Annotated in this window: 24 protein-coding genes; 11 read left to right on the top strand and 13 right to left on the bottom strand. The window is 64.5% G+C overall.

Annotated features, from left to right (window positions below; genetic code table 11):
- Positions 1-226: 226 nt before the first annotated feature.
- On the bottom strand, positions 227-2,071 hold the full coding sequence (gene ilvD, locus NKJ32_RS03635; RefSeq protein WP_352826814.1) for a dihydroxy-acid dehydratase: 1,845 nt from the start codon (positions 2,069-2,071) through the stop codon (positions 227-229).
- Between the two features lie 288 nt (positions 2,072-2,359).
- Between ilvD and NKJ32_RS03640 the strand changes: the two genes are divergently transcribed.
- Positions 2,360-2,833, top strand: a complete 474-nt coding sequence (locus NKJ32_RS03640; RefSeq protein WP_352826815.1) for a VOC family protein — start codon at positions 2,360-2,362, stop codon at positions 2,831-2,833.
- 52 nt (positions 2,834-2,885) lie between these two features.
- Here NKJ32_RS03640 and NKJ32_RS03645 read toward each other — a convergent pair whose 3' ends face one another.
- The 4 genes from NKJ32_RS03645 to NKJ32_RS03660 all read right to left on the bottom strand — a co-directional run bounded on the left by NKJ32_RS03645 (position 2,886) and on the right by NKJ32_RS03660 (position 6,718).
- Positions 2,886-4,484: a peptide chain release factor 3 gene (locus tag NKJ32_RS03645; protein ID WP_502897323.1), complete on the bottom strand. Its 1,599-nt coding sequence runs from the start codon at positions 4,482-4,484 to the stop codon at positions 2,886-2,888.
- Between the two features lie 83 nt (positions 4,485-4,567).
- Positions 4,568-4,930 (bottom strand): hypothetical protein, encoded by a 363-nt coding sequence (locus tag NKJ32_RS03650; protein WP_352635014.1) that lies wholly within the window; start codon positions 4,928-4,930, stop codon positions 4,568-4,570.
- A 266-nt stretch (positions 4,931-5,196) separates the two neighbouring features.
- Positions 5,197-6,123 (bottom strand): haloalkane dehalogenase, encoded by a 927-nt coding sequence (locus tag NKJ32_RS03655; protein WP_352826816.1) that lies wholly within the window; start codon positions 6,121-6,123, stop codon positions 5,197-5,199.
- A 4-nt stretch (positions 6,124-6,127) separates the two neighbouring features.
- The gene (locus NKJ32_RS03660; protein ID WP_352591167.1) at positions 6,128-6,718 is read right to left on the bottom strand and encodes a TetR family transcriptional regulator C-terminal domain-containing protein; all 591 of its coding nucleotides are present in this window, start codon (positions 6,716-6,718) and stop codon (positions 6,128-6,130) included.
- Positions 6,719-6,834: 116 nt separating this feature from the next.
- Between NKJ32_RS03660 and NKJ32_RS03665 the strand changes: the two genes are divergently transcribed.
- A complete protein-coding gene (locus NKJ32_RS03665; protein ID WP_352826817.1) occupies positions 6,835-7,911 on the top strand; it encodes an NAD(P)/FAD-dependent oxidoreductase in 1,077 nt (358 codons plus the stop codon).
- Here NKJ32_RS03665 and NKJ32_RS03670 read toward each other — a convergent pair.
- Positions 7,905-9,275, bottom strand: coding sequence for an amidase (locus NKJ32_RS03670; protein WP_352826819.1), 1,371 nt, complete (start codon positions 9,273-9,275; stop codon positions 7,905-7,907). The two genes, NKJ32_RS03665 and NKJ32_RS03670, sit on opposite strands and share 7 nt — an antisense overlap.
- Positions 9,276-9,446: 171 nt before the next feature.
- The gene (locus NKJ32_RS03675; RefSeq protein ID WP_352826820.1) at positions 9,447-9,662 is read right to left on the bottom strand and encodes a DUF6356 family protein; all 216 of its coding nucleotides are present in this window, start codon (positions 9,660-9,662) and stop codon (positions 9,447-9,449) included.
- 115 nt (positions 9,663-9,777) lie between these two features.
- Between NKJ32_RS03675 and NKJ32_RS03680 the strand changes: the two genes are divergently transcribed.
- From NKJ32_RS03680 to NKJ32_RS03690, 3 genes are all read left to right on the top strand, one after another.
- Positions 9,778-10,248, top strand: coding sequence for an Lrp/AsnC family transcriptional regulator (locus tag NKJ32_RS03680; protein ID WP_023676368.1), 471 nt, complete (start codon positions 9,778-9,780; stop codon positions 10,246-10,248).
- Positions 10,249-10,332: 84 nt separating this feature from the next.
- Complete coding sequence (dut, locus tag NKJ32_RS03685) at positions 10,333-10,818, top strand: dUTP diphosphatase (protein ID WP_023717930.1); 486 nt, start codon at positions 10,333-10,335, stop codon at positions 10,816-10,818.
- Positions 10,818-11,474 carry an HAD family hydrolase gene (locus tag NKJ32_RS03690; RefSeq protein ID WP_352826821.1) on the top strand — a complete coding sequence of 219 codons (657 nt, stop codon included), beginning with the start codon at positions 10,818-10,820 and terminating at the stop codon, positions 11,472-11,474. The genes dut and NKJ32_RS03690 overlap by 1 nt, the downstream gene beginning before the upstream one ends.
- Before the next feature lie 33 nt (positions 11,475-11,507).
- Here the strand turns inward: NKJ32_RS03690 and NKJ32_RS03695 are convergent, their stop codons facing one another.
- Positions 11,508-12,092 carry a TetR/AcrR family transcriptional regulator gene (locus NKJ32_RS03695; protein WP_352698242.1) on the bottom strand — a complete coding sequence of 195 codons (585 nt, stop codon included), beginning with the start codon at positions 12,090-12,092 and terminating at the stop codon, positions 11,508-11,510.
- 82 nt (positions 12,093-12,174) lie between these two features.
- Here NKJ32_RS03695 and NKJ32_RS03700 point away from each other — a divergent pair, with 82 nt between their 5' ends.
- From NKJ32_RS03700 to NKJ32_RS03715, 4 genes are all read left to right on the top strand, one after another.
- Positions 12,175-12,585, top strand: coding sequence for an SRPBCC family protein (locus NKJ32_RS03700; protein WP_352570218.1), 411 nt, complete (start codon positions 12,175-12,177; stop codon positions 12,583-12,585).
- A 77-nt stretch (positions 12,586-12,662) separates the two neighbouring features.
- Positions 12,663-13,520, top strand: a complete 858-nt coding sequence (locus tag NKJ32_RS03705) for a hypothetical protein (RefSeq protein WP_352698240.1) — start codon at positions 12,663-12,665, stop codon at positions 13,518-13,520.
- Between the two features lie 77 nt (positions 13,521-13,597).
- The gene (locus tag NKJ32_RS03710) at positions 13,598-14,401 is read left to right on the top strand and encodes an isocitrate lyase/PEP mutase family protein (RefSeq protein ID WP_023676373.1); all 804 of its coding nucleotides are present in this window, start codon (positions 13,598-13,600) and stop codon (positions 14,399-14,401) included.
- 14 nt (positions 14,402-14,415) lie between these two features.
- Entirely contained in the window at positions 14,416-15,414 is a 999-nt protein-coding gene (locus NKJ32_RS03715) for a proline racemase family protein (RefSeq protein WP_352698239.1), read from the top strand.
- On the opposite strand, the gene NKJ32_RS03720 is transcribed toward NKJ32_RS03715, so the two are convergent.
- Positions 15,345-16,106 (bottom strand): sulfate transporter family protein, encoded by a 762-nt coding sequence (locus tag NKJ32_RS03720; RefSeq protein ID WP_352826823.1) that lies wholly within the window; start codon positions 16,104-16,106, stop codon positions 15,345-15,347. The genes NKJ32_RS03715 and NKJ32_RS03720 overlap by 70 nt on opposite strands.
- A gap of 215 nt (positions 16,107-16,321) precedes the next feature.
- Here NKJ32_RS03720 and NKJ32_RS03725 point away from each other — a divergent pair, with 215 nt between their 5' ends.
- The gene (locus NKJ32_RS03725) at positions 16,322-17,314 is read left to right on the top strand and encodes an adenosine kinase (protein ID WP_352826824.1); all 993 of its coding nucleotides are present in this window, start codon (positions 16,322-16,324) and stop codon (positions 17,312-17,314) included.
- A gap of 113 nt (positions 17,315-17,427) precedes the next feature.
- On the opposite strand, the gene NKJ32_RS03730 is transcribed toward NKJ32_RS03725, so the two are convergent.
- Positions 17,428-19,707: an NADP-dependent malic enzyme gene (locus NKJ32_RS03730; protein WP_352826825.1), complete on the bottom strand. Its 2,280-nt coding sequence runs from the start codon at positions 19,705-19,707 to the stop codon at positions 17,428-17,430.
- A 203-nt stretch (positions 19,708-19,910) separates the two neighbouring features.
- Here NKJ32_RS03730 and mutS point away from each other — a divergent pair, with 203 nt between their 5' ends.
- Positions 19,911-22,601, top strand: a complete 2,691-nt coding sequence (gene mutS / locus NKJ32_RS03735; protein ID WP_352826944.1) for a DNA mismatch repair protein MutS — start codon at positions 19,911-19,913, stop codon at positions 22,599-22,601.
- 96 nt (positions 22,602-22,697) lie between these two features.
- Here the strand turns inward: mutS and NKJ32_RS03740 are convergent, their stop codons facing one another.
- The 3 genes from NKJ32_RS03740 to NKJ32_RS03750 all read right to left on the bottom strand — a co-directional run bounded on the left by NKJ32_RS03740 (position 22,698) and on the right by NKJ32_RS03750 (position 26,588).
- Positions 22,698-23,543, bottom strand: a complete 846-nt coding sequence (locus NKJ32_RS03740) for an aldo/keto reductase (protein ID WP_352698234.1) — start codon at positions 23,541-23,543, stop codon at positions 22,698-22,700.
- Between the two features lie 109 nt (positions 23,544-23,652).
- Entirely contained in the window at positions 23,653-24,039 is a 387-nt protein-coding gene (gene copM / locus NKJ32_RS03745; RefSeq protein ID WP_352826827.1) for a CopM family metallochaperone, read from the bottom strand.
- Positions 24,040-24,083: 44 nt separating this feature from the next.
- Positions 24,084-26,588: a heavy metal translocating P-type ATPase gene (locus tag NKJ32_RS03750; protein WP_352826828.1), complete on the bottom strand. Its 2,505-nt coding sequence runs from the start codon at positions 26,586-26,588 to the stop codon at positions 24,084-24,086.
- Between the last annotated feature and the right edge of the window lie 223 nt (positions 26,589-26,811).

The following is a 26,811-nucleotide window of genomic DNA, read 5'->3' on the forward strand; positions in this document are numbered from 1 at the left end:
GACCCAGAACACGATCCGCCATCCCGAATCTCCCTGCTTCGACCATCATCACAGAATCACCAATCGGCTTCTGTGCAAAGGTCTCCTTGTGGGAGAAGGTAGCCGCGAAGCGGCCGAATGAGGGGTGTTCCAGCTTGGCGCCGACGACACTCCGTCCAGCACCCCTCAACCGTCTTGGCGCTGCGCGCCAATCCACCTTCTCCCACAAGGGGAGAAGGAAAAGCCACTATTCCGGCACGTACCGCACCGCCCCCTTGGCGGCACTTGTCGCCATCGCCGCATAGGCGCGCAAGGCCGTCGTCACCTTGCGCTTGCGCTTTTCTTCGGGCTTCCAGGCAGCCGTTCCCCTGGCCTCCATCGCGGCGCGACGGGCGATGAGTTCGGCGTCGTCGACAGCAAGCCTGATGGTGCGGTTGGGGATATCGATCTCGATCGTGTCGCCTTCCCTGACCAGCCCGATCAGACCGCCTTCCGCGGCTTCCGGCGAGACATGGCCGATCGACAGGCCGGAGGTGCCGCCGGAAAAACGACCGTCGGTGATCAGTGCGCAGGCTTTGCCGAGGCTTTTCGACTTCAAATAGCTGGTCGGGTAGAGCATTTCCTGCATGCCGGGTCCGCCGCGTGGCCCTTCATAGCGGATGACGACGACATCGCCGGCCTTGATCTCGTTCGACAGGATCGCCTTGACGCTGGCGTCCTGGCTTTCGAACACTCTTGCCGGACCGGTGAATTTCAGGATCGATTCATCGACGCCCGCCGTCTTCACGATGCAGCCATCGAGTGCCAGATTGCCTTTCAGCACGGCAAGGCCGCCATCCCTGGAGAAAGGATGTTCGGCCGAGCGGATGACGCCCTTCTCGCGGTCGAGATCGAGATCGTCCCAGCGGCGGTCCTGGCTGAACGCGACTTGCGTCGGCACGCCGCCGGGTGCCGCCAGGAAGAAATCGCGGACATTCTGGCTGGTGGTGCGCGAAATATCCCAATGATCGAGCGCTTCGCCGAGGCTTGCGGTGTGCACCGTCGGCAGGTCGCGGTTGATCAGCCCGGCGCTATCCAACTGGCCGAGGATGGCCATGATGCCGCCGGCGCGGTGGACATCCTCCATATGGACGTCTGCCTTGGCCGGGGCCACCTTGCACAGCACTGGCACCCGCCGCGACAGCCGGTCGATGTCCGCCATGGTGAAGTCGACCTCGCCCTCATGTGCCGCGGCAAGGATGTGCAGCACGGTGTTGGTCGAGCCGCCCATGGCGATGTCGAGTGTCATGGCGTTCTCGAAGGCGCCCTTCGAGGCGATGCTGCGCGGCAGCGCGGTGTCGTCGTCCTGCTCGTAATAGCGCTGGGCAAGATCGACGATCAGGTGGCCGGCCTCGACGAACAGGCGCTTGCGGTCGGCATGCGTCGCCAGCGTCGAACCATTGCCGGGCAAGGACAGGCCGAGCGCCTCGGTCAGGCAGTTCATCGAATTGGCGGTGAACATGCCGGAGCAGGAACCGCAGGTCGGGCAGGCCGAGCGTTCGATGGTCCTGACGTCCTCGTCGGACACCTTGTCGTCGGCGGCCGCGACCATAGCGTCGACCAGATCAAGCGCCTGGCTCTTGCCGGCGAGCACCACCTTGCCGGCCTCCATCGGCCCGCCGGAGACGAAGACGGTCGGGATGTTGAGGCGCAGCGACGCCATCAGCATGCCGGGCGTGATCTTGTCGCAATTCGAGATGCAGACCATCGCGTCGGCGCAGTGCGCGTTGACCATGTATTCGACCGAGTCGGCGATCAATTCGCGCGACGGCAGCGAATAGAGCATGCCGTCATGGCCCATGGCGATGCCGTCATCGACGGCAATGGTGTTGAACTCCTTGGCAACGCCGCCGGCTTTTTCGATCTCGCGGGCAACCAGCTGGCCGAGATCCTTCAAATGGACATGGCCCGGCACGAATTGGGTGAAGGAATTGACCACGGCAATGATCGGCTTGCCGAAATCCGAATCCTTCATGCCGGTAGCGCGCCACAGGCCGCGGGCGCCGGCCATGTTGCGGCCATGGGTGGTGGTGCGGGAACGGTAGGCGGGCATTGAACTGTCCTTGCTGTCTGCGTCGCGCCCAAAGGTGCGGAAAACCGGAATTGAGCCGCAGGCCTTATAGACGGCACACTCTGGTCTGGCCACAATTTTGCGCTGCGCCAGGGTGCGGAACGAGCGGCCAGCCAAAGACGCAGCCGGTCCAGGCCGTAAAAAAGTCAGAAGTGCTGTCGGATCGTGTTTTGCTCGAGCGTCCTTGAGCAGACGGCGGGACCGGGCATCAATTGCCAGCCGGCCGTTTTGCGAGTGAAACAAGCCAAAACCAGCCCGAGGAGCAAGAGAATGCAAAAGATCACCCCTTGCCTGTGGTTCGACGACCAGGCCGAGGAGGCCATGAACCATTACATCTCCATCTTCAAGAATTCGAAGGTGCTGAGCGTGATGCGCTGGCCCAAGGGCAGCGGCGATAATGAGGGCAAGGTGCTGATGGTCTCATTCGAGCTCGACGGCGTTCAGTTCCACGCGCTCAACGGCGGCCCGCAATTCAAGTTCACCCAGGCAGTCTCGCTCTCCATCGACTGCAAGACGCAGGAAGAGGTCGACTATTTCTGGGACAGGCTCATCGCGGGCGGTGGCCAGCCCAGCCAGTGCAGCTGGCTGAAGGACAAATTCGGCCTCTCCTGGCAGGTCGTTCCCGAACAGCTGCCCAGGCTGCTGCTGGACCCCGACACGGAAAAGGCCGGCCGCGTGATGCAGGCGATGATGCAGATGAGCAAGATCGACATCGCCAAGATCGAAGAGGCAGCGAAAGGGTGAACGAACGCGATCTTCCCTTCTCCCACAACAAAGGAAGAAGGGAAGGGGCGCGTCAAGCCGCTCTGTCGCGGACCTGATAATCCTTGACCGCGGTAAAGCGGATCGCCTTCCAGCGCTCGGCCTCGTAGTTGAGCGAGAAGGCGTGCTGGGCGAGGAACACCGGATCGTTGTCGAGATCGCGGGCGATGTCGCCGCGATGCGCCTCGATGAAGCGCTGGAGTTCGGCCTTGTCGTCGGCCGATATCCAGCGGCAGACGGAAAAGCGCGACATCTCGAAATCGACCGGCAGCGTGTATTCGAAGTTTAGCCGCTCCTTCAAGACGTCGAGCTGCAGGGCGCCGACGACGCCGACGATGGCTGGCGAGCCGTCCTCCGGCGAGAACAATTGCACGACGCCTTCCTCGGCCATCTGGTGCAGTGCTTCCTTGAGCTTCTTGGCTTTCATGGCATCGCCGAGGCGAACGCGGCGCAGGATTTCAGGCGCGAAATTCGGCACGCCGCGAAACAGGATCTCCTCGCCTTCGGTCAGCGTGTCGCCGATGCGCAGCGTGCCGTGGTTGGGGATGCCGACGACATCGCCGGCGAACGCCTCGTCGGCGGTGACGCGGGTGCGGGCGAAGAAGAATTGCGGCGCCGACAGGCTCATCGGCTTTCCCGTGCGCACCAGCTTGGCCTTCATGCCGCGCTCGAGCTTGCCGGAGCAGACGCGGACGAAGGCGATGCGGTCGCGATGGTTGGGGTCCATATTGGCCTGGATCTTGAAGACGAAGGAGGTCATCTTGTCCTCGGTCGCCTCGACCTTGCGGCTGTCGGCCTCCTGCGCGCGCGGCGGCGGCCCATAGGCGCCGAGCGCCTCGATCAGGTCGCGCACGCCGTAATTGCGCAGCGCCGAGCCGAAATAGACCGGCGTCAGATGGCCCTCGCGGAAGGCGTCGAGGTCGAGCGGGCGACAGGCCTCGCGCGCCAGCTCCAGCTCCTCGATGAAGGCCTCCCGCTCGTTCTCCGGCAACAGGCCGGCGACGCGGTTGGAATCGGGTCCATTGACCGGCGTGCGCTCCTTTTCGGCGTCGCCCTTGCGCACCGCGTTCAGCGCCAGATGGTAGGTCCCGGAAAAGGTCTTGCCGCGGCCGATCGGCCAGGTGATCGGCGCTGTATCCAGTGCCAGCTTCTGCTCGATCTCGTCGAGGATGTCGAATGGGTCTCGGCTTTCGCGGTCCATTTTGTTGACGAAGGTGATGATCGGGATGTCGCGCAGCCGGCAGACCTCGAACAGTTTCAGCGTGCGCGGCTCGATGCCCTTGGCGGCGTCGATCACCATGACCGCGCTGTCGACCGCCGACAGCGTGCGATAGGTGTCGTCGGCGAAATCCTCGTGGCCGGGCGTGTCGAGCAGGTTGAAGACGGTGTCCTCGTATTCGAAGGTCATCACCGAGGTGACCACCGAAATGCCGCGCTCGCGTTCGATCTTCATCCAGTCCGAGCGGGTCTGGATGCGGTCCTTCTTGGCCTTGACCTCGCCGGCAAGCTGGATAGCGCCGCCGAACAAAAGCAGTTTTTCGGTCAGCGTCGTCTTGCCGGCGTCGGGGTGGGCAATGATCGCGAAAGTGCGGCGGCGCGATACCGCTTGTTCGATGTCTTCAGCCAATTTCATGGAATCCTGTCTGTGGCGCGGGCTTCTAGCAGCGCTTTTCCGGCCTGTCGAACGGAAACACCGCTGATACCCCGGCAGCAGGTTCAGTCTCTGACGATAGCCGCCTGCGTGACCGAGCCAGCGTCATCCAGGCGCATAACCAGCCATTCAGAGTCGATCGAAAAAAATCCTCTTTCCGAACCAAGAATATAAACCAGACTCCAGTCCTCAAAATGGTCCGTCTTCGGCGGCTCGCCGAGCATGGCAACAACTTCTGCCCGCGATTTCCCAACCAACGCCCCGGTCAGCACCAAACCGTCAGCAATGCGATGGCGCTTATGCAAAGGATCCAGCCAGTTGTCGTCCTGCCACCAAGATCGAACGATCGGCAGCGGGCCGAAGAAGACGGCATAGACAATGGCGGCTCCGGCTGCAGCAAAAACCAGCCCTTTTATCCAGCGGCGCAAATGACCCTCATGTGATTGAGCTGAACGTTTCCAGTGAGGCGATCGTCATCGACCCGCTTCGAGAGCGGTCCCGGCAACGCTCTTGGCAAGTCTGTACCATGGTGGCAATGAGGGCAAGAAGTCCTGGGCGTTTGAAGGTACACGGCCGCGAGCAAGAACATCATCGTCATTGGATCCGGCATCATTGGCGCCTCCATCGCTTGGCACCGGCAGAGCTAAGCTGTCGACCTCTCCGGCTGCCGCAGCCGCCGGTTCACGTCCCGACGTCAGGCCGATTCGGTCGCTCGGCTCTCGAAGGCCACCTCCGGAATCCACTCGGCAATTGCGGCGCCGATCCTGTCGGCATGGTCCTCCTGCAGATAATGCGCGCCGGGTCCGAGATCGATCAACCGGCAGTTCTTTAGGCCGGCCGCGAATTCCCGTGCCGCCTGCGGCGAGACGAGGGCCCCCGGATCGCCTGAGAAAAGCAGCTTCGGGTAGGAAGAGAGCCGGAGCGCCCGATGGTCGTGCTCGCTGATGGCAGCGACATCGGCGGGCTGGCCTTCAATCGGCAGGTCGCGCGGCAGCCGCAGGATCGGCTTGCGCGATTGCGGCGTCGGGAACGGTGCCCGGTAGGAGGCCATTTCCTCATCGCTCATCGTGCGCAGCACCGCAGCCGGCAACACCTTTTCGACGAAGACGTTATCTTCCAGGACAAGCTTCTCACCGACGCCAGGCGTGCGCATTGCCTTGAACAATTCGCGCGCCTGCGGACGCTGGTGAAAATCGTCCCAACTCTCGAAGGGGCGGATGAATTCCATGAAGGCGAGGCCGAGGATCCGCTGCGGCCGCCGGGCCGCGAGATGGAAGGCGAGCGCGGTGCCCCAGTCCTGCGCGACGACAACCATGTCGGTGATGCCAAGCGTCTCGATGAAGGCGTCGAGATAGCGGACGTGGTCGAAGAAGCGATAGTCGATGTCCGGCTTGCCGGATTGGCCATAGCCGATCAGGTCGGGCGCAATGCAGCGGCCGAACGGCGCCACATGCGGGATGATGTCGCGCCAGATGTAGGACGACGTCGGGTTGCCGTGCAGGAAGAGTACCGTCGGGCCAGCCGTGCCTGCCTCGACATAGGAGATGGTGGAATCGAGCACCGCGACTTGCGAGCGTGGCAACATTGTGCGGGATTGCTGCTTTTCGAGTTTCGGGTTCATCGGATCAGCTCCTTTTTGCGAAGACTGTTTTGAAGACGATATTCTTGAAACGCTCGAGCGGTTCGGGACTGCGCTCCACCTTCATGCGCAGCATCGCGCCTTGCCAGGAACTCAACAGGAAATCGGCGAGGTCCTCGGCATCGAACGCGTCGGTGATGTCGCCAGCCGCCTGGCCCTCGGCGATGCATTCGGCAAAGGGCTTACGCCAGCGTTCGAAAATGGCGACGAGTTGCAGCCTCAGCGCCTCGCTGTGAGCCGCCGTCTCGAGGCTGAGATTGCCGATCATGCAGCCCCGTGCCCAATCATGCGCCTCCAGCTTCGACGTGATGATTTCGAGATAGCGGCGCAAGCGCCCGACCGGGGGCGTGCCGTCCCGAGCAAGGGCCTGCTCCACCAAACCGCTCACATAGGCGAAATAGCGGTCCAGCACCTCGCCGGTGAACGCCTCCTTGGAGACAAAATGATTGGTGAAGGACCCCGGGCGGGCATCGGCCGCGGCGACGATGTCGCGTACGCCGGCGGACGAATAGCCGGAATTCCAGATGGTTTTGAAACCGGCGTCGAGAAGTTTTTCGCGAAGTGAATGTCTAGCCATGCCGGTGTAATCGTACGTACGTATTAAAGTCAAGAAGCATATTTTATACCGCGCGCTCTTGGCAGAACCCACGGGCAATGGCATCGCAGTGGTGGCGTTGGAACGAGGAGTGAAGCATGACAGCGGCGAAACAAGTCATCGTCATCGGCGCCGGCATCATCGGCGCCTCCATCGCCTGGCACCTGACCAGGGCCGGAGCAAAGGTGACGGTCATTGCCGACAGCGGCGCCGGCGGCGTCGCGACACCGAATTCCTTTGCCTGGATCAATGCCAGCTGGGGCAATCCGGAGGTCTATTTCCGCCTACGCATTCGGTCGATGGCCGAATGGACGCGGCTGGCGAACGAGGTGCCCGGCATCCCGTTGCAGTGGTGCGGTGGCTTGTGCTGGGACCTGCCACGTCCCGAACTTGAGGCCTATGCGGCCGAGCACTCCGCATGGGGCTACGGCATCGAGCGTGTCGACCGTGCCGGAGCGGCGCGTATCGAGCCCAATCTGGCCGAACTTCCCGATTTCGCCCTTTATGTCGCCGAGGAAGGTGTCGCCGAGCCGGTCGCCGCCACGCAAGCACTGCTGGCCGACGCCGAACGGCGCGGCGCGCGAATTGTAGCCGGGACGACCGTCACCGCTCTGGTGCAAGCCAACGGCAGGATTGCCGGCGTCGATACATCCGGCGGGCGGATTGCTGCCGACGAGGTGGTGATCGCGGCCGGAGCCGGCTCTCCGGCACTAGCGGCAATAGCCGGGATAGAACTGCCGATCGAGACGCCACCCGGCCTGATCGTGCATTCGCGCCCCTACGAAAAGCTGCTCAACGGCCTGGTGATCGGCGACCGCCTGCATATGCGCCAGACGGCGGAAGGCCGCATCATCGCGGGCTCGGATTTCGGCGGCGCCGATCCCGGCATGGATGCCGCGGCCACCGCCGGCGACCTGTTTGCGGCGATGAAGGCGATGCTACGCGGCGCGGATGAGCTGGAACTCGATTTCCACACCATTGGCTACCGGCCGACGCCGGTCGATGGCTTTCCGATCATTGGCCGCGCCGAAGGCACGAGCGGCGTCTACGTCGCGGTCATGCATTCCGGCATCACGCTGGCACCGGCCGTCGGCCTGTTCGCCGCCCGCGAAATCCTCGACGGCGAGCGCGATCCGCTGCTTGATCCCTACGGGCTGGCGCGGTTTACTCAATAACCGGGCGGGCGGCGAAAGCCGCCGGCCAGCGGGTCGATTGCCCTGGCGATCCCGAGCAGGCGCGACTCCGACCAGCGTTTGCCAACAATCTGTAGTCCGATGGGCAGGCCATTGCTGTCCTGTCCGCAGGGCAGCGACAGTGCGGGGTGGCCGCTGTAATTGAACACCGCGCCATAGGCCGGCAGCATCCAGTAGCTTTGCTTCTCGCCGTCGACCTCGATCGACGTTCCCGGCTCGCAATGCGGGAAGGCGGTGGCCATGGCGACCGGGCACAGCAAGGCGTCGCAGCCGTCGAAGAACCGTTCCCACGCCAGGATGGAGCGGTCGCGGCGGGCGAGCGCCTCGAACCAGCGCGAGACCGGCGTCGGCTTCTCCGGTGGTTCGGGCTGCGCCGCCTCCAGCATCATGCCGATCAGCGCACCGCCTTGCTCCAGGTCGTCGTGCAGGTCGAGCTTCGGCAATTCGGCCTCGACGATGGCGCCCGCAGCCTGAAGCTCTTTTGCCAGGCTTTCGACCGCCGCGCTGATCTCGCCGGCCACCGGAAAGCCCGGAAAGGACGGCGCGACGGCAATCCGCAAATTTCTGAGATCCAGCTCCGGCATGGTTTCGACCGGTACCGGCGCAAGGTCGGTATCGCTTCCATCCGGCCCGGCAATGAGGCCGTAGATCAGTGCCAGGTCCTCGACGCTGCGCGCCATCGGTCCGAGGCAGGAGATCAGCCTCACGCTGCGCGGCGCCCCGCCTGGATCGGGGAAGGCGCCGGCGAGCGAGACGCGGTGCTCGGTCGGCTTGAGGCCGTAGACGCCGCAAAAGGCGGCGGGCAGCCGGATCGAATCCTGCATGTCGGTGCCGACCTCGAACGGCGTCATTCCGGTGCCGAGCGCCGCCGCCGCACCGCCACTGGAGCCGCCGGCGGTGCGCTGGAGATTCCAGGGATTGCCGGTGCGGCCAAACAGCGGATTGCTCGACTGCCAGTCACCGAGCATTGTCGCCACGTTCGTCTTGCCCACCAGTATGCCCCCTGCCGCCTTCAGCCGGGCAACGACCGGACTGTCTGCCCTCGGGGCATAGTCGGCGAAAGCCGGGAAGCCGACGGTGGTTCTCATGCCCGCTGTTTCGTGCGTGTCCTTCAGTGTGAACGGCACGCCATGCAGCGGCCCAAGGGCCTCGCCGCGCGCCTGGGCTTCGTCGGCCTTGCCAGCGCGTTGCCGCGCACCGTCCCGATCGAGGGTTACGACTGCGTTGACCGCCTCATTGTGCCTGTCAATCTGCGCCAGATGCTCGTCCAGCACCTCTATTGCGGAAACCGTACGGTCGCGGATGGCCGCGGCCAGATTGGTGGTCGAGGAAAAGACGATATCCATGGTGAATGCTCCGGGCTATCGCGCCGCGCTCCTCAAAATGGCGGATTGGCGCGTGGATGCAAGCCTGGCTCGACATTTCGACGATGGCGGCGCTTGATCGGGATTGCGCTGCGGGGCCCGTTGAGGGGCGGCCCTGTCCAGCGGCCTCGCCGCGCTCGGCGCCTCTACGGCCTACCGTCCCCTGTTGTGCGTCCGCTCATAGAGCTCACGGATGATGCCGCTTGCCGTGGTCTCGAACAGAAACGGCAAGAAAGCATGAACGAGCGCGGCAAACGCCGCCATGAACAATCGCGACGAGAACCATGCGGCGAAAGCCATATGGCCGAAATAGCTCTCGCCGACCGCGGCCGAGTGAGAGGTGAAAAGTCTTGCGAGCCGTGCCGTCATGTCGATCCCTCCTGCCGGCATGAAGAGCCGGCGATGAGTATACTGGCATGGGTGTTCGGTTCATCGGTCTCAAATTGTCCTTGTGAAAGGCTGAATTTTGGGACAAACATCCCACATGGCGCCGGAAATCGACGAAATAGACCGGAGATTGCTGGCCGAGCTGCAACGCGACGGCACGCTGTCCGTCGACCAGCTCTCGGCAAGAATATCGCTGTCGCGCAATGCCTGCTGGCGCCGGGTGAAGCGGCTGGAGGAAGACGGCGTCATCACCGGCCGGGTGGCGCTGGTCGACGCCGACAAGCTTGGGCTCGGCCTTTCGGTGTTCATCCTGATCCGCACCTCGAACCACGATCCCGACTGGCTGCAAAGATTCCGAGCGGCGGTGACCGGCTTTGCCGAGATCACCGGCGCCTACCGCATGTCCGGCGATCTCGACTATGTCCTGCGCGCCCGCGTTGCCGATGTGAAGGCCTATGACCGGCTCTACCAGCGGCTGATCGCCAAGGTGGCGCTGTCGGACGTTTCGGCCTCCTTCGTCATGGAGGAGATCAAGGAGACCACGGTCGTTCCGATGGAACTGCGCTGAAGCGGAACTGTGCTGAAAGAAAGCCGTTGATAGCATTGCCGCCGAGTTGACTGAACCGGCGTTCGCGACGATAGGATCAGCCTCATGCGCGCAGCACTTTATCCCACCTCCGTCATCGGTCCGGCTGTCGGCTTCGTCAGGCTGCCGCATGGCGAGGGCTTGCCGCTTCCGGCCTATGAAAGCTCGGGCGCCGCCGGCATGGACCTGCGCGCCGCCGTCCCGGACGACAGGCCGCTTTTGATCCTGCCGGGAAAGCGTGCGCTGGTGCCGACCGGGCTGGTCCTGGAAATTCCGGAGGGCGTCGAAGGCCAGGTCCGGCCGCGTTCGGGCCTCGCCTTCAAGCACGGGCTCACCTGCCTCAACACGCCGGGCACCATCGACAGCGACTATCGCGGCGAGGTCAAGGTGCTGCTGATCAATCTCGGCGACGAGGATTTCGCGGTGACGCGCGGCATGCGGATCGCCCAGATCGTCTTCGCCCCGGTGACGCAGGCGACCGTCGAGGAGCGCACATTGGCTGGCGGCACAACGCGCGGCTCGGGCGGCTTCGGATCGACCGGCACGGCCTGATGAAAATACCCAAGCTCGTCATCTTCGATTGCGACGGGGTTCTGGTCGACACCGAGAACCTGGCCAATCGGCGCCTCGCCGAATGGCTGAGCGCGGCCGGCTTTCCGGCCAGCTTCGAATATTGCCGCAAGAATTTCTCCGGCCGCAGCATGGTCTCGGTGCAGAAGGAAGTCGAGGCGACCGGCGTCAGCCTCGGCGCCGATTTCGTCGAGCGCTGGAACGCCGGCCTGCCGGACCTGTTCGCGCATGGCGTCGAGGCCATCCCCAACGTTCGCGAGTTCATCGAAACCGTGCACGCCGCCGGCATCGCCACCTGTGTCGCCTCGTCGGCACGGGTGTCCAAAATGCACATCACGCTCGGCCAGACCGGGCTGCTGCCGCTTTTCGAGCATGCGCTGTTCAGCTCGACCATGGTCTCGCGTGGCAAGCCGTTCCCCGACCTCTTCCTGCATGCGGCAGCGACGATGGGCTTCGCGCCCGCCGACTGCATCGTCATCGAGGACAGCGTCGCCGGCACGGCAGCCGGCATCGCCGCCGGCATGCGCGTCTATTCCTACCACGGCGACCCGCTTTCCGACCGCGATGGACTGATCGAAGCCGGAGGCATCCTGTTCGACGACATGCGTAAACTGGCCGGGCTGGTGCCGATCCACTGATCGCCTTTGCGCAGGCTGCATGCGCGCCAGATCTCAGACCGGGCGCGGCGCCCCAAGTACTCGGTCGACCGTGTCGCGTATGAGAGTGCGCAGATTGGCCGGCCTGTCGAGATGACTGACGACAAGCAGGCCGTCGGCCGCCACTGTTAGCGCGTCCGCGGTGCGGTCCGGATCGGGATTTGCGTCAGCGATCAGCAGATCCCTGAGGATGCCCCACTTCCAGTGACGATGCTTATCGATTGCCTCGCGAACCGGGCTCCTCGGGTCGGGGTATTCGGCCGCGGCATTTTGGAACGGGCAGCCGCGGTAGCCCGGCTGATCCGCCGCATCGGCAATGAGATCGAATACGGCAAGGATCATCAGGCGAGGTGGCCGCCGGCCAAGGCTCGCGATTGCCGCCCGTCCTCCCTTGCTGATCTCCTCGATATAGGCGCGGACGAGGTCGTCCTTGGCCGCGAAGTGATGATAGAACGTCGCCTTCGCAACGCCGGCCTCGGCGATGATGCGGTCGATGCCGACTGCACGGACCCCCTCCAGAGAAAACAGCGCGGTCGCCGTTTCGAGGATGCGGCGGCGCGCAAGACTTTCGGGACGATCGTTGATTCGGGCTGCGGACATGCCTTGACCGTATAGCAGACAGGTCTGTATACATCCATATGTAGACAGACAGGTCTACCTGTTAACGAAGGGAAGGCGAAACATGGCTTCGATAGTCAGGGAAATCATCGTAGATGCTTCACCGGAAAGCGTATGGGCGACGGTGGGCGACTTCGCCGGCGGCGCCCAACGGATAGCCCCAGGCGTTTTCGTCGATTGCCGGGTGGATGAGGGCGACGTACGGGTCCTTACTTTCGCCGACGGCAAGATCGTGCGAGAGCGGCTCATCGCCCGCGACGAGCAGGGCCGGCGGATCGTGTGGGGATGGCTCGGCGACGAGGTCACTCACGATAACACCTCCATGCAGGTCTTTGCCGAGGGCGAGGGCCGGAGCCGCCTGGTCTGGATTCACGATACTCTGCCCGACGAACTCGGCACGTGGCTCGCAGCCGCCATGGATCAGCTGGTGCCGGTTTTCCAGCAGACCCTGGCGAGCCAAGCCAAACCAACATAGTGAGGCAACGCCAAGTGTTTCCTCTTGGCCGCAAAATGCTATAGCTTGCGCGCGCCCGACATAACGAGCGCGCGCGCATGACCTTCTCCCTGCTTCGTTTCATCGTTGCTTGCCTGCTGCTGCCCTGTCTTTGGACGACGGCCAGCGCGGAGGCCGTCAGCTTCCCGGAGCTCGGCAGCGCTGTCCCCGGCCACGGCGATGTCACCTATCTCGATCTCGCCAGGATGGTCATTCCCGATCTGGCCGCGGACAAGGCCGGCTTTTTCCGGGGTTCGATGCCGATCGAGATGCGCCACATCGCTGGACCGGACTACGACGGCTCGCCGCCGGCGACGTCGGGTCTTTCCAGCGCCGACGTGCTCGACATCAAGGCCGGCGGCAAGGACCGGCTGGCGATGCTGCTCGACCTCGGCGACTCGCCTGACAGCGCCGAGGGTTATGCAGTGCTGGCACTCTACGACATCACCGGCAAGCCGGCCTTGCTCGACGCGGTCAATGTTGCCGTTGACCGCAGCACCTACTTTCGCGATCCGGGCAAGCTGTCGATCGGGCCCGGCGATGACGTCATCATCACCACGAGCACGCATTTCAATTCGAGCCAGGGCTATGTGATCGCGCCGCTGGTCATGGTCCGCAACGACAGGTTCGAGCTGATCGACATGATCTATACGTTCGACGAAAACCTCTGCACCAACCGAAGGACGCAGAATGCGGCCTTCCAGGCGATTGCCGACGGCCAGCCCTATGCAGCCATCAAGGTTACGGTGACCGACGCGACAGTGCCGGGCGATGAAAGCTGCGACGGCCAGCCGCCGCCAGAGGCGTCTTCGCGCGACATTTCCGTCACCTATCATTGGGACAAAAACGCTTCGCGTTACGTCAAGGATTCCGATGCGCTGGACCGATTGGCAGGAGAGAACGCCAAACGCTTCTGAGCCAACCGCATTTGTTTGCCCGGCGCGTTCCGCCGGGCTAGAATTTGCCTCACATTCTGCACTGGAGGGGAGCATCCATGGACAAGGGCAAGATTTTTCGCGACCTGCATACATCGATCTTCGTTATGGCCAATTCATGGGACGTCGGCACGACCAAGCTCTTGGCCTCGTTCGGCTTCAAGGCGCTGGCCACGACCAGCGCCGGCTTTGCCTTTTCGCGCGGCCTGCCGGACGGCGCGGTGACGTTCGAGGCGATGATCCATCATTGCCGTGAAGTGTCAGCGGCGACCGGGCTGCCGGTTTCGGCGGACCTCGAAAAGGGCAAGGGCGACAGCGCGACAAGTGCCGGCGAGACCATCTTCGCCGCCGAGGCGGCTGGCCTCGCCGGCTGCTCGATCGAGGACCATACCGGCGAGCCCGCCAAGCCGATCTATGATTTTTCGCATGCCGTCGATCGCGTCGCGGCGGCGGCGGAAGCGGCACGGGCACTGAAACGCGATTTCGTCTTCACCGCGCGGGCCGAGAATTTCCTGTGGGGCAAGCCCGATCTCGACGACACGATCAAGCGGCTGCAGGCCTTCGAGAAAGCCGGTGCCGACGTGCTCTATGCACCGGGCCTGGGCGACATCGAGATGGTGCGAACCGTCTGCTCGGCGCTGACCAAGCCCGTGAACGTCATGGCTAGGCCCGGCTTCACCATCGCCGATCTTGCCATGGCTGGGGTAAAGCGCATCTCGCTCGGCCCATGGCTGACCAATTTTGCTTTCGGCATGCTGGAGACCGCGGCGCGCGAGATCCAGCAGGATGGCACCTTCGGCTTCACCCGCGCCGCCATGCCGTTCGGCAAGCTGCAGGCGCTGTTTGCCAAATCTTCCGCCTAGGCGGGGCCCGGCGAATGACGCTCACCGTCGTCGACATGCACACCGGCGGCGAGCCGCTGCGGATCGTCACCGGCGGCTACCCCGACATTCCCAAGGGCACGATCCTCGAAAAGCGTGCCTATGTGCGCGACCATCTCGATCATCTCAGAAAGATCCTGATGTTCGAGCCGCGCGGCCATTACGACATGTATGGCGCGCTGCTGGTGGAGCCCGACCTGCCGGGCGCCGACCTCGCGGTGCTGTTCATGCACAATGAGGGCTATTCGACGATGTGCGGCCACGCCATCGTCGCGCTCGGCCGCTACGCCGTCGACGAGCGGCTGGTGGCGCCACGCGAGCCGATGACGACCGTCAATATCGAGGCGCCATGCGGGCTGATTTCGGCTGCGGTCGAGGTAAGGGACGGCAAGGCCGGCGCGGTGTCCTTCGAAAGCGTGCCGGCGTTTCTGTTCGCCGGCAACCAGCGGATCGAGCTGCCGGGCTATGGTCCGGTCGGCTTCGACATCGCCTATGGCGGCGCCTTCTATGCACTGGCCGACTGCCGCCAGTTCGGGCTGGAATTCGGCCAGAACCGGGTGCGCGATTTCGTCGATGCAGCGACCGCGCTGACCAATAAGCTCAAGGCCGAATTGCCGCTGTCGCATCCCGACCATGCCGATCTCGCCTTTCTCTACGGCACCATCCTGACCGACGGACAGGATGCGTTCTCCGATACGCCGACCAAAAACATCTGCGTTTTCGCCGAGGCGGAGGTCGACCGTTCGCCGACCGGCTCCGGCGTCACCGCGCGGCTGGCGGCCATGCACGCCAAGGGCCAAATCGAGATTGGCCGGACGCGGCTGTTCGAGAGCATCGCCGGCTCGCGCTTTTCCGGCGCCGTCGTACGCACGGCCACAGCCGGGCCGCATGACGCCATCATCGCCCGCGTCGGCGGCCGCGCCTATTACTCAGGGCGGGCCGAATTCATCGTCGAGGACGACGACGAACTGGGCAGGGGTTTTCTGCTGAGATAGCTCCCCTCCCGTGCCGAGATCGCCTTGTGCAGGTGCACTATCATGACGGCGGCGAACAGCGGCGTCAGAAGATTGAGTAGCGGCACGGCGAGGAAAGCGGCGACCACCAGCCCGGCCAGGAACACGGTGATGGAGTGCTTTCTGCGCAGCGCCTTGGCCTCGGCCTCCGGGCGAAAGCGCATGGCGGCGAATTCGAAGAACTCGCGTCCGAGCAGATACCCATTGACGATGAAGAAAGCGGCGATGTTCACGCCCGGCACCAAGAGCAGCAGCAGGGCGACGATGTTGCCGAGGATAACGACGCCGAAAAATCGGATCGCCAGCACCAGCGAGCGCAACGCCGGCACGGCGCGGCCGGGCGGGTCGTTTGGATAATCCGTGCGCTCGACCACTTCGGCGACGTCGTCGAGGAACAGGCCGGCGATGATCGCCGTCACCGGCGCGATGAGCAGCGCCAAGCCCAGCGCAAGGCCGATGCCGGCGACGACGGCGCCCAGCCATCCGGCCCAGGAGGGTAGGGCGGGGAGCCATGCATCGATCCACGGCCAGGCCAGCCATTCGAACAAGCTCTTGATCCCGAACCAAAGCGCCGCCAGCGCCAGCAAGGTCAGCCCCAGCGTCTTCAGGAACACAGAACGGAATTCGGGCGAGAACAGCCGGCTCAAGGCGGCACGGGCGGCGTCGAGGATCACGGCGTTTCCAATTCCATGTCAAACGAGGCCCATGGGCGATATTTCGGGATAGGCGGAGACAGGTCGCGAGACAAGCGCAAACCGCGCGATACGAAGCATCTGCGTTCTGCCCGGATTTATAACTCGCGGCCTAGGCAAAGCCGCATCAAACCGCTAGACCCGCCCGCGCCCGGCGTGGCAGAAAGCCGGTGGGTTTTTGGCGGAGACATGAATTGATGCCGGACTATGACGTGCTTTGTATCGGGAATGCCATCGTCGACATCATCGCCCAGTGCGACGAGGCGTTCCTGGAGACGAACGGCATCATCAAGGGCGCGATGAATTTGATCGACACGAGGCGCGCCGAACTGCTCTACAGCCGCATGGGCCCGGCCATTGAAGCCTCGGGCGGCAGCGCCGGCAACACGGCGGCGGGCGTTGCCAGCTTCGGCGGCCGCGCCGCCTTCTTCGGCAAGGTCTCGAACGACGCGCTCGGCGAAATCTACGCGCACGACATCCATGCCCAGGGCGTCGCCTTCGACACCAGGCCGCTCAGCGGCGAGCCACCGACGGCGCGCTCGATGATCTTCGTCACGCCGGACGGCGAGCGCTCGATGAACACCTATCTCGGCGCCTGCGTCGAACTCGGCCCGGAGGACGTCGAGGCCGACAAGGCGTCGGGCGCCGCCGTCACTTATTTCGAGGGCTATCTGTGGGACCCGCCGCGCGCCAAGGAGGCGATCCGGCAGACGGCGAAGCTCGCCCATACCGCCGGGCGCGAAGTGTCGATGACATTGTCGGACTCGTTCTGCGTCGACCGCTACCGCGACGAGTTCCTCGATCTCATGCGCTCCGGCACCGTCGACATCGTCTTTGCCAACAGCCACGAGATCAAGTCGCTCTACCAGACCGCGTCATTTGACGAAGCGCTGGCGCGGATCCGCAAGGACTGCAAGATCGCCGCCGTCACCCGCTCGGAAAAGGGCTCGGTGATCGTGCGCGGCGACGAGACCGTGACCATCAATGCGACCAGGATCCGCGAGCTGGTCGACACCACCGGCGCCGGCGACCTCTACGCCGCCGGCTTCCTCTATGGCTACACGCAAGGCCGCAGCCTGAAGCAGTGCGGCGATCTCGGCTCGCTGGCGGCCGGGCTGGTCATCCAGCAGATAGGCCCAAGGCCACGGCAGAATTTGCGCAGAGAGGCCGAGCAGGCCGGGCTGCTGTAGCGGCATCTCTTCCTTCTCCCCCTGTGGGAGAAGGTGGATCGGCGCGCAGCGCCGAGACGGTTGAGGGGTGCTGGACGGAGTGCTGCCGGTGCCAAGCTGCCGCTACGCGCTCCTCAAGCCCCCGCGCTATACGCCGCAATCGCACCCATGTTGACGATGTCTGAATCCTTGGCGTTGAGCGAGACAATCTGAACCGGCTTGTTCAGGCCGACCAGCAGCGGGCCGATGACGGTCGAGCCGCCGAGCTCCTGCAGCATCTTGGTCGAGATCGAGGCCGAGTGGAAGGCCGGCATGATCAGCACATTGGCGGGGCCGGTCAGCCTGATGAACGGATACTGCGTCATGGCGCGGGCGTTGAGCGCCACGTCGGCGGCCATTTCGCCGTCATACTCGAAATCGACGCGGCGCTTGTCGAGGATGCGCACCGCTTCCTGGACGCGCTCGGAGCGCTCGCCCTGCGGATGGCCGAAGGTCGAATAGGCGAGCATGGCGAGCCTCGGCTCGTAGCCCATGCGGCGGGCGAAGCCGGCGGCTTCCTCGGCGATGTCGGCGATCTCGACGGCATCCGGCATGTCGTGCACCGCGGTGTCGGCAACGAGGACGGTGCGACCGCGCGCGAGCACGATCGACACGCCGATGACGCAATGGCCGGGCCTTGCGTCGATGACGCGGCGGATGTCATCGAGCGCCGTCGAATAGTTACGGGTAACGCCGGTGACGATGCCGTCGGCATCGCCCAGCGCCACCATGCAGGCGGCGAAATGGTTGCGGTCGTTGTTGATCAGCCGCTGGCAGTCGCGGAACAGAAAGCCTTTGCGCTGCATGCGCTCGTAGAGATAGTCGGTGTAGACCGAGTTGCGCCGCGACAGCCGCGCATTGATGATCTCGATGCCTTGCTTGCCGAGATCGATGCCGGCATTCCTGGCGTTTTCCTTGATGATGTCGTCGCGGCCGAGCAGGATGGCGGTGCCGAGCCGCTGGTTCACATAGGAGACGGCGGCGCGCATCACCTGCTCCTCCTCGCCCTCGGCAAAGACGATGCGCTTGGGCTGGCGGCGGACGCGGTCGTAGATGCGCTGCAGCGTCGAGGCGATCGGGTCGCGGCGGGCGGAAAGCTCCTGCGCGTAGCGGTCGAGATCGAGGATCGGCTTGCGCGCGACGCCGGAGTCCATCGCCGCTTTGGCCACCGCAATCGGAATGGCCGAGATCAGGCGCGGGTCGAACGGCACCGGGATGATGTAGTTGGGGCCGAATTTCGGCCGCATGCCCTGGTAGGCGGCGGCGACGTCGTCGGGCACGTCCTGGCGCGCCAGTTCGGCGAGCGCTTTGGCCGCGGCGATCTTCATGTCGTCGTTGATGGTGGTCGCCCGCACATCGAGCGCGCCGCGGAAGATGTAGGGGAAGCCAAGCACGTTGTTGACCTGGTTGGGATAGTCGGACCGTCCCGTCGCCATGATGGCGTCGGTGCGGATCTCGGCGACCTCCTCAGGCGTGATCTCGGGGTCGGGATTGGCCATGGCGAAGATGATCGGGTTCTTGGCCATGGACTGCACCATCCTGGTGGTCAGCGTGCCCTTGGCCGAGAGGCCGAGGAACACGTCGGCGCCGTCCAGCGCCTCGGCCAGCGAGCGCGCGCCGGTTTTCACGGCATGCGCCGATTTCCACTGGTTCATGCCTTCGGTGCGGCCCTGGAAGACGACGCCCTTGGTGTCGCACAGGATGATATTTTCTGGCGCAAAGCCCATCGCCTTCATCAATTCGATGCAGGCGATGCCGGCAGCACCGGCGCCGTTGCAGACCATTTTCGTGGTCTTCATGTCGCGGCCGGTGATTTCCAGCGCGTTGATCAGGCCGGCGGCCGAGATGATGGCGGTGCCGTGCTGGTCGTCATGGAAGACCGGGATGTCCATCAGCTCGCGCAGCCGCTGCTCGATGATGAAGCACTCCGGCGCCTTGATGTCCTCGAGGTTGATGCCGCCGAAGGAGGGGCCGAGAAAGCGCACGCAGTTGATGAATTCGTCGGCATCCTCGGTATCGACCTCGAGGTCGATGGAATCGACATCGGCGAAGCGCTTGAACAGCACCGCCTTGCCTTCCATCACCGGCTTCGAGGCCAGCGCGCCGAGATTGCCGAGGCCGAGGATAGCGGTGCCGTTGGAGATGACGGCGACCATGTTGCCGCGAACCGTGTAGTCGAAGGCGCGGCTCGGGTCCTCGGCGATGGCCAGAACCGGAACCGCGACGCCCGGCGAATAGGCAAGGCTGAGATCGCGCTGCGTCGCCATCGGTTTTGTGGCGACGATCTCCAGCTTGCCCGGACGGCCCATGGCGTGGAATTCCAACGCCTCCTGGGCGCTGACGGAGGGCCCGTTGCTTTCGGTTTTCTTGGCCATGGTACTTTTGGTTTCCTCGCCCGTACCGCACCGCTTGAGATGGGTGCGCATGCTTTCTTTTGTGGAAGGTTCGGGATTAAGGCTACACTTCGCCGCTGTAAACCGCCAAGCATGGCTTGCAAAATTTTGGAAGCAGCTTCTTGAACGACGAGACGCCCATTCGAAGCGACAACGCCACGCCGGCCTTCGCGCCGGCGACGCCGATGATGGAGCAGTATATCGAGATCAAGGCGGCGAACCCGGATTCGCTGCTGTTCTACCGCATGGGCGATTTCTACGAACTGTTCTTCGACGATGCCGAGAAGGCAAGCCGGGCGCTCGGCATCGTGCTGACCAAGCGCGGCAGGCACCAGGGGCTCGACATCCCGATGTGCGGCGTACCGGTGCATGCCGCCGACGATTATCTGCAGAAGCTGATCGGCCAGGGGTTCCGCGTCGCTGTCTGCGAGCAGATCGAGGATCCGGCGGAGGCGAAGAAGCGCGGCGGCAAATCGGTGGTGCGCCGCGACGTGGTGCGGCTGGTAACGCCCGGCACCATCACCGAAGACAAATTGCTGGCGCCGTCGGAATCGAGTTTTCTGATGGCGCTCGGACGGGTCAAGGGCGGCAGCAGCGATACAAGAGGCGGGGAGCGCGGAAGCGCGACAGGGAACCAAGGAAGTTTCGCCCTAGCCTGGATCGAGATCTCGACCGGTGTCTTCCGCGTCGCCGAGACAACCGCCGACCGGCTGCTCGCCGATGTCTTCCGCGTCGATCCGCGCGAGCTGATCGTCGCCGAACCGGTGTTTTACGACCCGGAGCTGAAACCGGTGTTCGACGTGCTCGGCCGCGTCGCCAGCCCGCAGCCGCCGTCGCTGTTCGATTCGGCTTCGGCCGCCGGCCGCATCGCCCGCTTTTTCGAGGTGGCAACGCCGGATAGTTTCGGCACGTTTTCGCGCGCCGAACTGTCGGCGATCTCAGGCGTCATCGCCTATGTCGAGAAGACGCAGAAGGCCGAGCGGCCGCCGCTGTCGCGGCCGCAGCGCGAGGAGCAGGGTTCGACGCTGTTCATCGACCCGGCGACGCGCGCCAATCTGGAGCTGCTGCGCACGCTGTCCGGCAGCCGCGACGGGTCGCTGTTCAAGGCGATCGACCGCACGGTGACCGGCGGCGGCGCAAGGCTGCTCGCCGACCGCTTGATGGCGCCGCTGACCGACCCGGCGGCCATCGCCGCAAGGCTGGACTCGGTGTCGTTCTTCCGCTCCGAAACGCGCCTCTGCCAGGCGGTGCGGGCAAGCCTGAAGAGCGTCGCCGACATGCCGCGGGCACTGTCCAGGCTGGCGCTCAACCGCGGCGGTCCGCGCGACCTCGGCGCGCTGCGCGCCGGTTTCGAAGCGGCCGGCGCCATCGCCGAACTGTTCGGCCAAACCGCCTTGCCGGGCGAACTGGCCGCGGCGTTGGGAGCTATCAAGGCACTGCCCAGTGAACTGGCGACGCATCTGGCACAGGCGCTCAGCGACGAGCTGCCGTTGCTCAGGCGCGACGGCGGCTTCGTCCGCGGCGGCTACCACGCCGAACTCGACGAGATGCGGGCACTGCGCGACGAGTCGCGAAAGGTGATCGCCGGGCTGGAGCGTTCGCTGATCGACGAGACCGGCATCCGCTCGCTGAAGATCAGGCACAACAATGTGCTGGGCTATTATATCGAAGTCACCGCTAACCACCATGCGCTGATGACCGGCAGCGACGGCGCCAAGGCGCGCTTCATCCATCGCCAGACCATGGCCAACGCCATGCGCTTCACCACCACGGAACTCGCCGAACTGGAAACCAAGATCGCCAACGCCGCCGACCGGGCGCTGGCGATCGAGCTTGCCGCTTTCGAGGCGCTGACGGCGGAAGTGGTCGGCCAGGCCGACACGATCCGTGCCGGCGCCGAAGCGCTCGCTGTGCTCGACGTTTCGGCCGCACTTGCCTTGCTTTCCGAGAGCGAGGCCTGGTGCCGGCCGCTGGTCGATGCGAGCCTTGCCTTCGAGATTTCGGGTGGACGTCATCCGGTGGTCGAACAGGCGCTGCGGCGTTCCGGCGAAGGCCCGTTCGTCGCCAATGATTGCGATCTGTCGCCGCAAGGCGATGCCAAGGCCGGCGCGATCTGGCTGCTGACCGGCCCCAATATGGGCGGCAAATCGACCTTCCTCAGGCAAAACGCGCTGATCGCCATCCTCGCCCAGACCGGCTCCTTCGTGCCGGCGGCATCAGCCCATATCGGCGTCGTCGACCGGCTGTTTTCGCGGGTCGGCGCCTCCGACGATCTGGCGCGCGGCCGCTCCACCTTCATGGTCGAGATGGTCGAGACGGCGGCGATCCTCAACCAGGCAGGCGAACGCGCACTGGTCATCCTCGACGAGATCGGCCGCGGCACCGCCACTTTCGACGGCCTGTCGATTGCCTGGGCGGCGGTCGAATATTTGCACGAGAAAAACCGCTGCCGGGCGATCTTCGCCACGCATTTCCACGAGATGACGGCGCTGGCCGGAAAATTGCCGCGGCTCTCCAACGTCACCATGCGGGTCAAGGAATGGGAGGGCGACGTGGTCTTCCTGCACGAGGTCGGCAAGGGTGCGGCCGACCGTTCCTACGGCGTCCAAGTAGCGCGGCTGGCCGGCCTGCCAGAGGCCGTCGTCTGCCGGGCCAAGGAAGTGCTGCACCAGCTTGAAGCAGGCGAGGTCTCGGGCAAGGCCAACCGTCTGGTCGACGACCTGCCGCTGTTTTCCGTGGCAGCGAAGCGGGAGGCGTCGAAGCCGGTGAAGAGTGATGGGCTGGGTTTGGCGCTAGCGGAGATCAATCCCGACGAGATGACGCCAAGGGAAGCGCTGGAGGCGCTGTACCGGCTGAAGGGGATGGCTGGGAAGTAGTGCTCGTCCGATAGCGCTCTACGGCACCCCCCTCTGTCCTGCCGGACAGAGGGGGTGTGACGGAACGCTGCTTTGGCTTGCCTTCCGCCCCACCCCTCAAATCATCGCCAGGCCCGACTTCCGCCTCGGCGGTGGGAAGGCGCGGTCAATTTCGGCGAAATCTTCGCTCGTGAGCTCAATCTCCAACGCCGCGACATTCTGCCGGATATGCTCCGGGCGGCTGGCCTTCGGAATGGCGATGACGCCCTCCTGCGCCATCACCCATGCAAGTGCGATCTGCGCCGGCGTCGCACCGTGGCGGGCGGCGATGGCATCTAACCTGGCGTTGCGCGCCAATACCCCCTGATCGACCGGCGAATAGGCCATCAGCGGCATGCCGCGTTGCCGGCTCCACGGGGCGAGGTCGAACTCGACGCCGCGCTGCGACAGATTGTAGAGCACCTGGTTGGTCTGGACGTTGCCGCCGGCCGGCAACCGGACCAGCTCCTCCATCTCGCCGGTATCGAAATTGCTGACGCCCCAATGGCGGATCTTGCCGGCCGCCTTCAACGCTTCGAACGCCTCTACCGTTTCCATCAAAGGCACGCTGCCCGGCCAATGCAAGAGATAGAGATCAATGCGGTCGGTGGCGAGATGCCTCAGGCTGTTCTCGCAGGCCCGTTTCACGCCGGCGCGTGAGGCATTGGACGGCAGCACCTTGGAGACCAGGAAAACCTCGTCGCGGCGCCCGGCGATGGCCTCCGCCACCACCTCCTCGGCGCCGCCGCTGGCATACATTTCGGCGGTGTCGATCAGCGTCATGCCGAGATCCAGCCCGAGCTTCAGGGCATTGGCCTCGTCGCCACGGCGGCGAGCGTCTTCGCCCATCTTCCAGGTGCCCTGGCCGAGCACCGGCACAGCTTCGCCGCAGGGCAGGGAGGTCGTTCTTATCGTCGATGGCATGGCATGCTCCAGTCCGAGGCCCGGATAGCACCATAGCCGCCAAGGGAAATCCAGGCGAAGCAGAAATCCAGGTGAAGCCTCTCGCCCGGATTCCTCGACAGCGTGACGCCTACTTCGCCGGATGGGAGGCAAGCCAGTCCTGCATCTGCTTGATCTCGGCTTGCTGCGCGGCGATCACCGCTTCCGCCAGCTTGCGGATTTCCGGATCCTTGCCATTGGCGAGCTCGATCTTGGCCATGTCGATGGCCGCCTGGTGATGCGGGATCATGCCGCGGGCGAAATCGACATCGGCATTGCCGGAATATTCGATTGCCATCATGTCGGTATGCATCTTGTCCATCGCCGCCTTGTAGCCCTCGCTCGAGGGGCTCTGCGCGCCCATTGCGCCCATGTCGTGCTTCATCTCCTCGGCTTGTGCCGGAACACTTTCGAGGAAAACGGCAAGCAGCATTCCCGCCGCCATCATCAGCAGCACGATCTTCTTGGCCAAGGTCATTCATCGTCTCCTTTTTTTGAACAGGGTCTATCTGGAAGTTTTACTCAGAGTTTCAACGTCCTGAGCCGCAATGCGTTGGCGATCACCGAAACCGAAGACAGGCTCATCGCCGCCGCCGCGAGCATCGGCGACAGCAGCGTGCCGGTGAGCGGATAAAGCACGCCGGCAGCAACCGGCACGCCGAGCACATTGTAGAGGAAAGCGAAAAACAGGTTCTGGCGGATGTTGCGGATCGTCGCGCGGGCGAGCGTCCTCGCCCTGACGATGCCGTTGAGATCGCCCTTGACCAGCGTAATTCCCGCACTTTCGACCGCAACATCGGCGCCGGTGCCCATCGCGATGCCGACATCGGCGGCGGCAAGTGCGGGCGCATCGTTGACGCCGTCGCCGGCCATGGCAACGCCGGCACCGCCGGCGCGCAATTCCTCGACCAGCGCGTTCTTCTGTTCGGGCAAGAGCCCGGCACGCACCGCGTCGATGCCAAGCTTGGCTGCGATGGCCTTGGCAGTACGCTCGTTGTCGCCGGTCGCCATGACGATCTTCAGCCCGCTGTCATGCAGTGCCTTGATCGCCTCGGCGGTGGTCGCCTTGATCGGGTCGGCGACGGCGACGAGGCCGGCGAGCCGGTTGCCGACAGCAACGAACATCGCGGTCTTGCCGTCGGCCTGCAGCGCCTCGGCGCTGGCCAGGACCGAAGCCGTGTCGATGCCGAGATCGGCCATCATCGCGGCATTGCCGAGCGCCACCTTCTGCCCCGAGACCGTGCCGGAAACGCCCTTGCCGGTGACGGCCTCGAAACCGCTCGCGTCGGGGACCTTCACGCCGCGTTCGCGGGCGCCGTCGACGATCGCCTCGGCCAGCGAATGCTCCGAGCCTTTTTCCAGCCCGGCGGCGAGCGCCAGCAGATCGTCTTGCGCCATGCCTTCGACGGCGATGACGTCGGTCAGCCGCGGCCGGCCTTCGGTCAGCGTTCCCGTCTTGTCGACGATCAGCGTGTCGACCGAGGCAAAGCGTTCGAGCGCCGCCGCTTCCTTGATCAGCACGCCGGCATGCGCGCCGCGCCCGGTGGCGGTCATGATCGACATTGGCGTGGCAAGGCCGAGCGCACACGGACAGGCGATGATCAGCACCGAGACCGCCGAGACGATGGCAAACACCAGGCTGGGTTCCGGTCCGACGATCGCCCAGGCGACGAACGCTATGATTGCGACCAGCACGACGGCCGGGACGAAGTAGAACGAGACGCGGTCGGCCAACCCCTGGATCGGCGCGCGCGAACGCTGCGCCTTGGCGACCAGCTCGACGATGCGCGCCAGCGTCGTCTCGGCACCGATCCTTTCGGCGCGCATGATCAGCGAACCGTTCCTGTTCAGCGTGCCGCCGGTGAGGTTGTCGCCTTCGGTCTTCTCGACCGGCAGCGGCTCGCCTGTGATCATCGATTCATCGATGGAAGAGCGTCCTTCGAGCACAATGCCGTCGACCGGCACGGCGTCACCGGGGCGGATGCGCAGGCGGTCGCCGGCCTTGACCGTATCGAGCGGCACGTCGTTTTCGGAACCGTCCGCGCCGATCAGCCGCGCCGTCTTCGGCGCCAGGTCGAGCAGCGCACGGATCGCCGACCCGGTTTTCTCGCGGGCGCGCAATTCCAGCACCTGGCCGAGGAACACCAGCGCAACGATCACCGCCGCCGCCTCGAAATAGACCGGCACGGTGCCGTCATGGCCGCGGAACTGGTGCGGAAAGAGGCCTGGAAACAGCGTGGCGACGACGCTGTAGAGATAGGCGGCACCGACGCCGAGCGAAATCAGCGTCCACATATTGGGGCTGCGGTTGAGGACCGAGTTCCAGCCGCGATGGAAGAACGGGAATGCCGCCCACAGCACCACCGGGCTGGCCAGCGCCAGCTCCAGCCAGACCTTCGCGCGGTCGTCGATGAAGGCCTGAAACGTCAGGCCGAGCATCGGCGCCATGGCGATGAGCAGCAACGGCACGGACAGCACCGCGCTCACCCAAAAGCGCCTGGTGAAGTCGACCAGTTCGGGGTTAGGTCCCTCGTCGCCGGTCGGCACGCCCATCGGTTCGAGCGCCATGCCGCAGATCGGGCAGGAGCCGGGCTTGTCGCGGATGATTTCCGGATGCATCGGGCAGGTGTATTGCGTGCCCTTGGGCATCGGCTGCGGCGCCGGCCTGTCGCCGAGATATTTTGCCGGCCCGGCTTCGAACTTCGCCTTGCAGCCGGCCGAGCAGAAATAGAAGCCCCGGCCCTCGTGCCGCAAAAAGTGCTTGGCCGTGGCGCGATCGACGCTCATGCCGCAGACGGGATCGGTTGCGGTCAGGTATTTTTCCGGCTCGGCGACGAATTTCGCGCGGCAGCTCTCGCTGCAGAAATGATAGCGATGGCCGTCATGCTCGGCCGTTGGCTTGCCGGCAGCCGGATCGACGGTCATGCCGCAGACCGGATCGCGGACGACGGCGTCCGCAGCAGAGGAGACGCCTTTTGCCGAGCAGCAGCTGCCATGGGCGTGATGATGGTGATCGGAATGCGTCATGCCGAAAGCCCCCGTAGTTCGGTGTTGCGGCGGAGGTAGTGCTTCCAGTAACTGGAAGGTCAAGGGCTGATTTCGATTTTTCGTGGCCAGGCCCAAACTGCACCGGCCGCGGGCATGAGACGATCGTCCCGTTCCACGGCTGCGGAGAACGCGTCCGTCCGCCCCATACCCAGCGCCGCGAAAACGCGCTATAGACGCCGCCGAAACGGCGAGGCCGAACGGC

Origin of the sequence: Mesorhizobium sp. M0159 (genome assembly GCF_040322295.1) — a bacterium.
Lineage (GTDB): Bacteria > Pseudomonadota > Alphaproteobacteria > Rhizobiales > Rhizobiaceae > Mesorhizobium.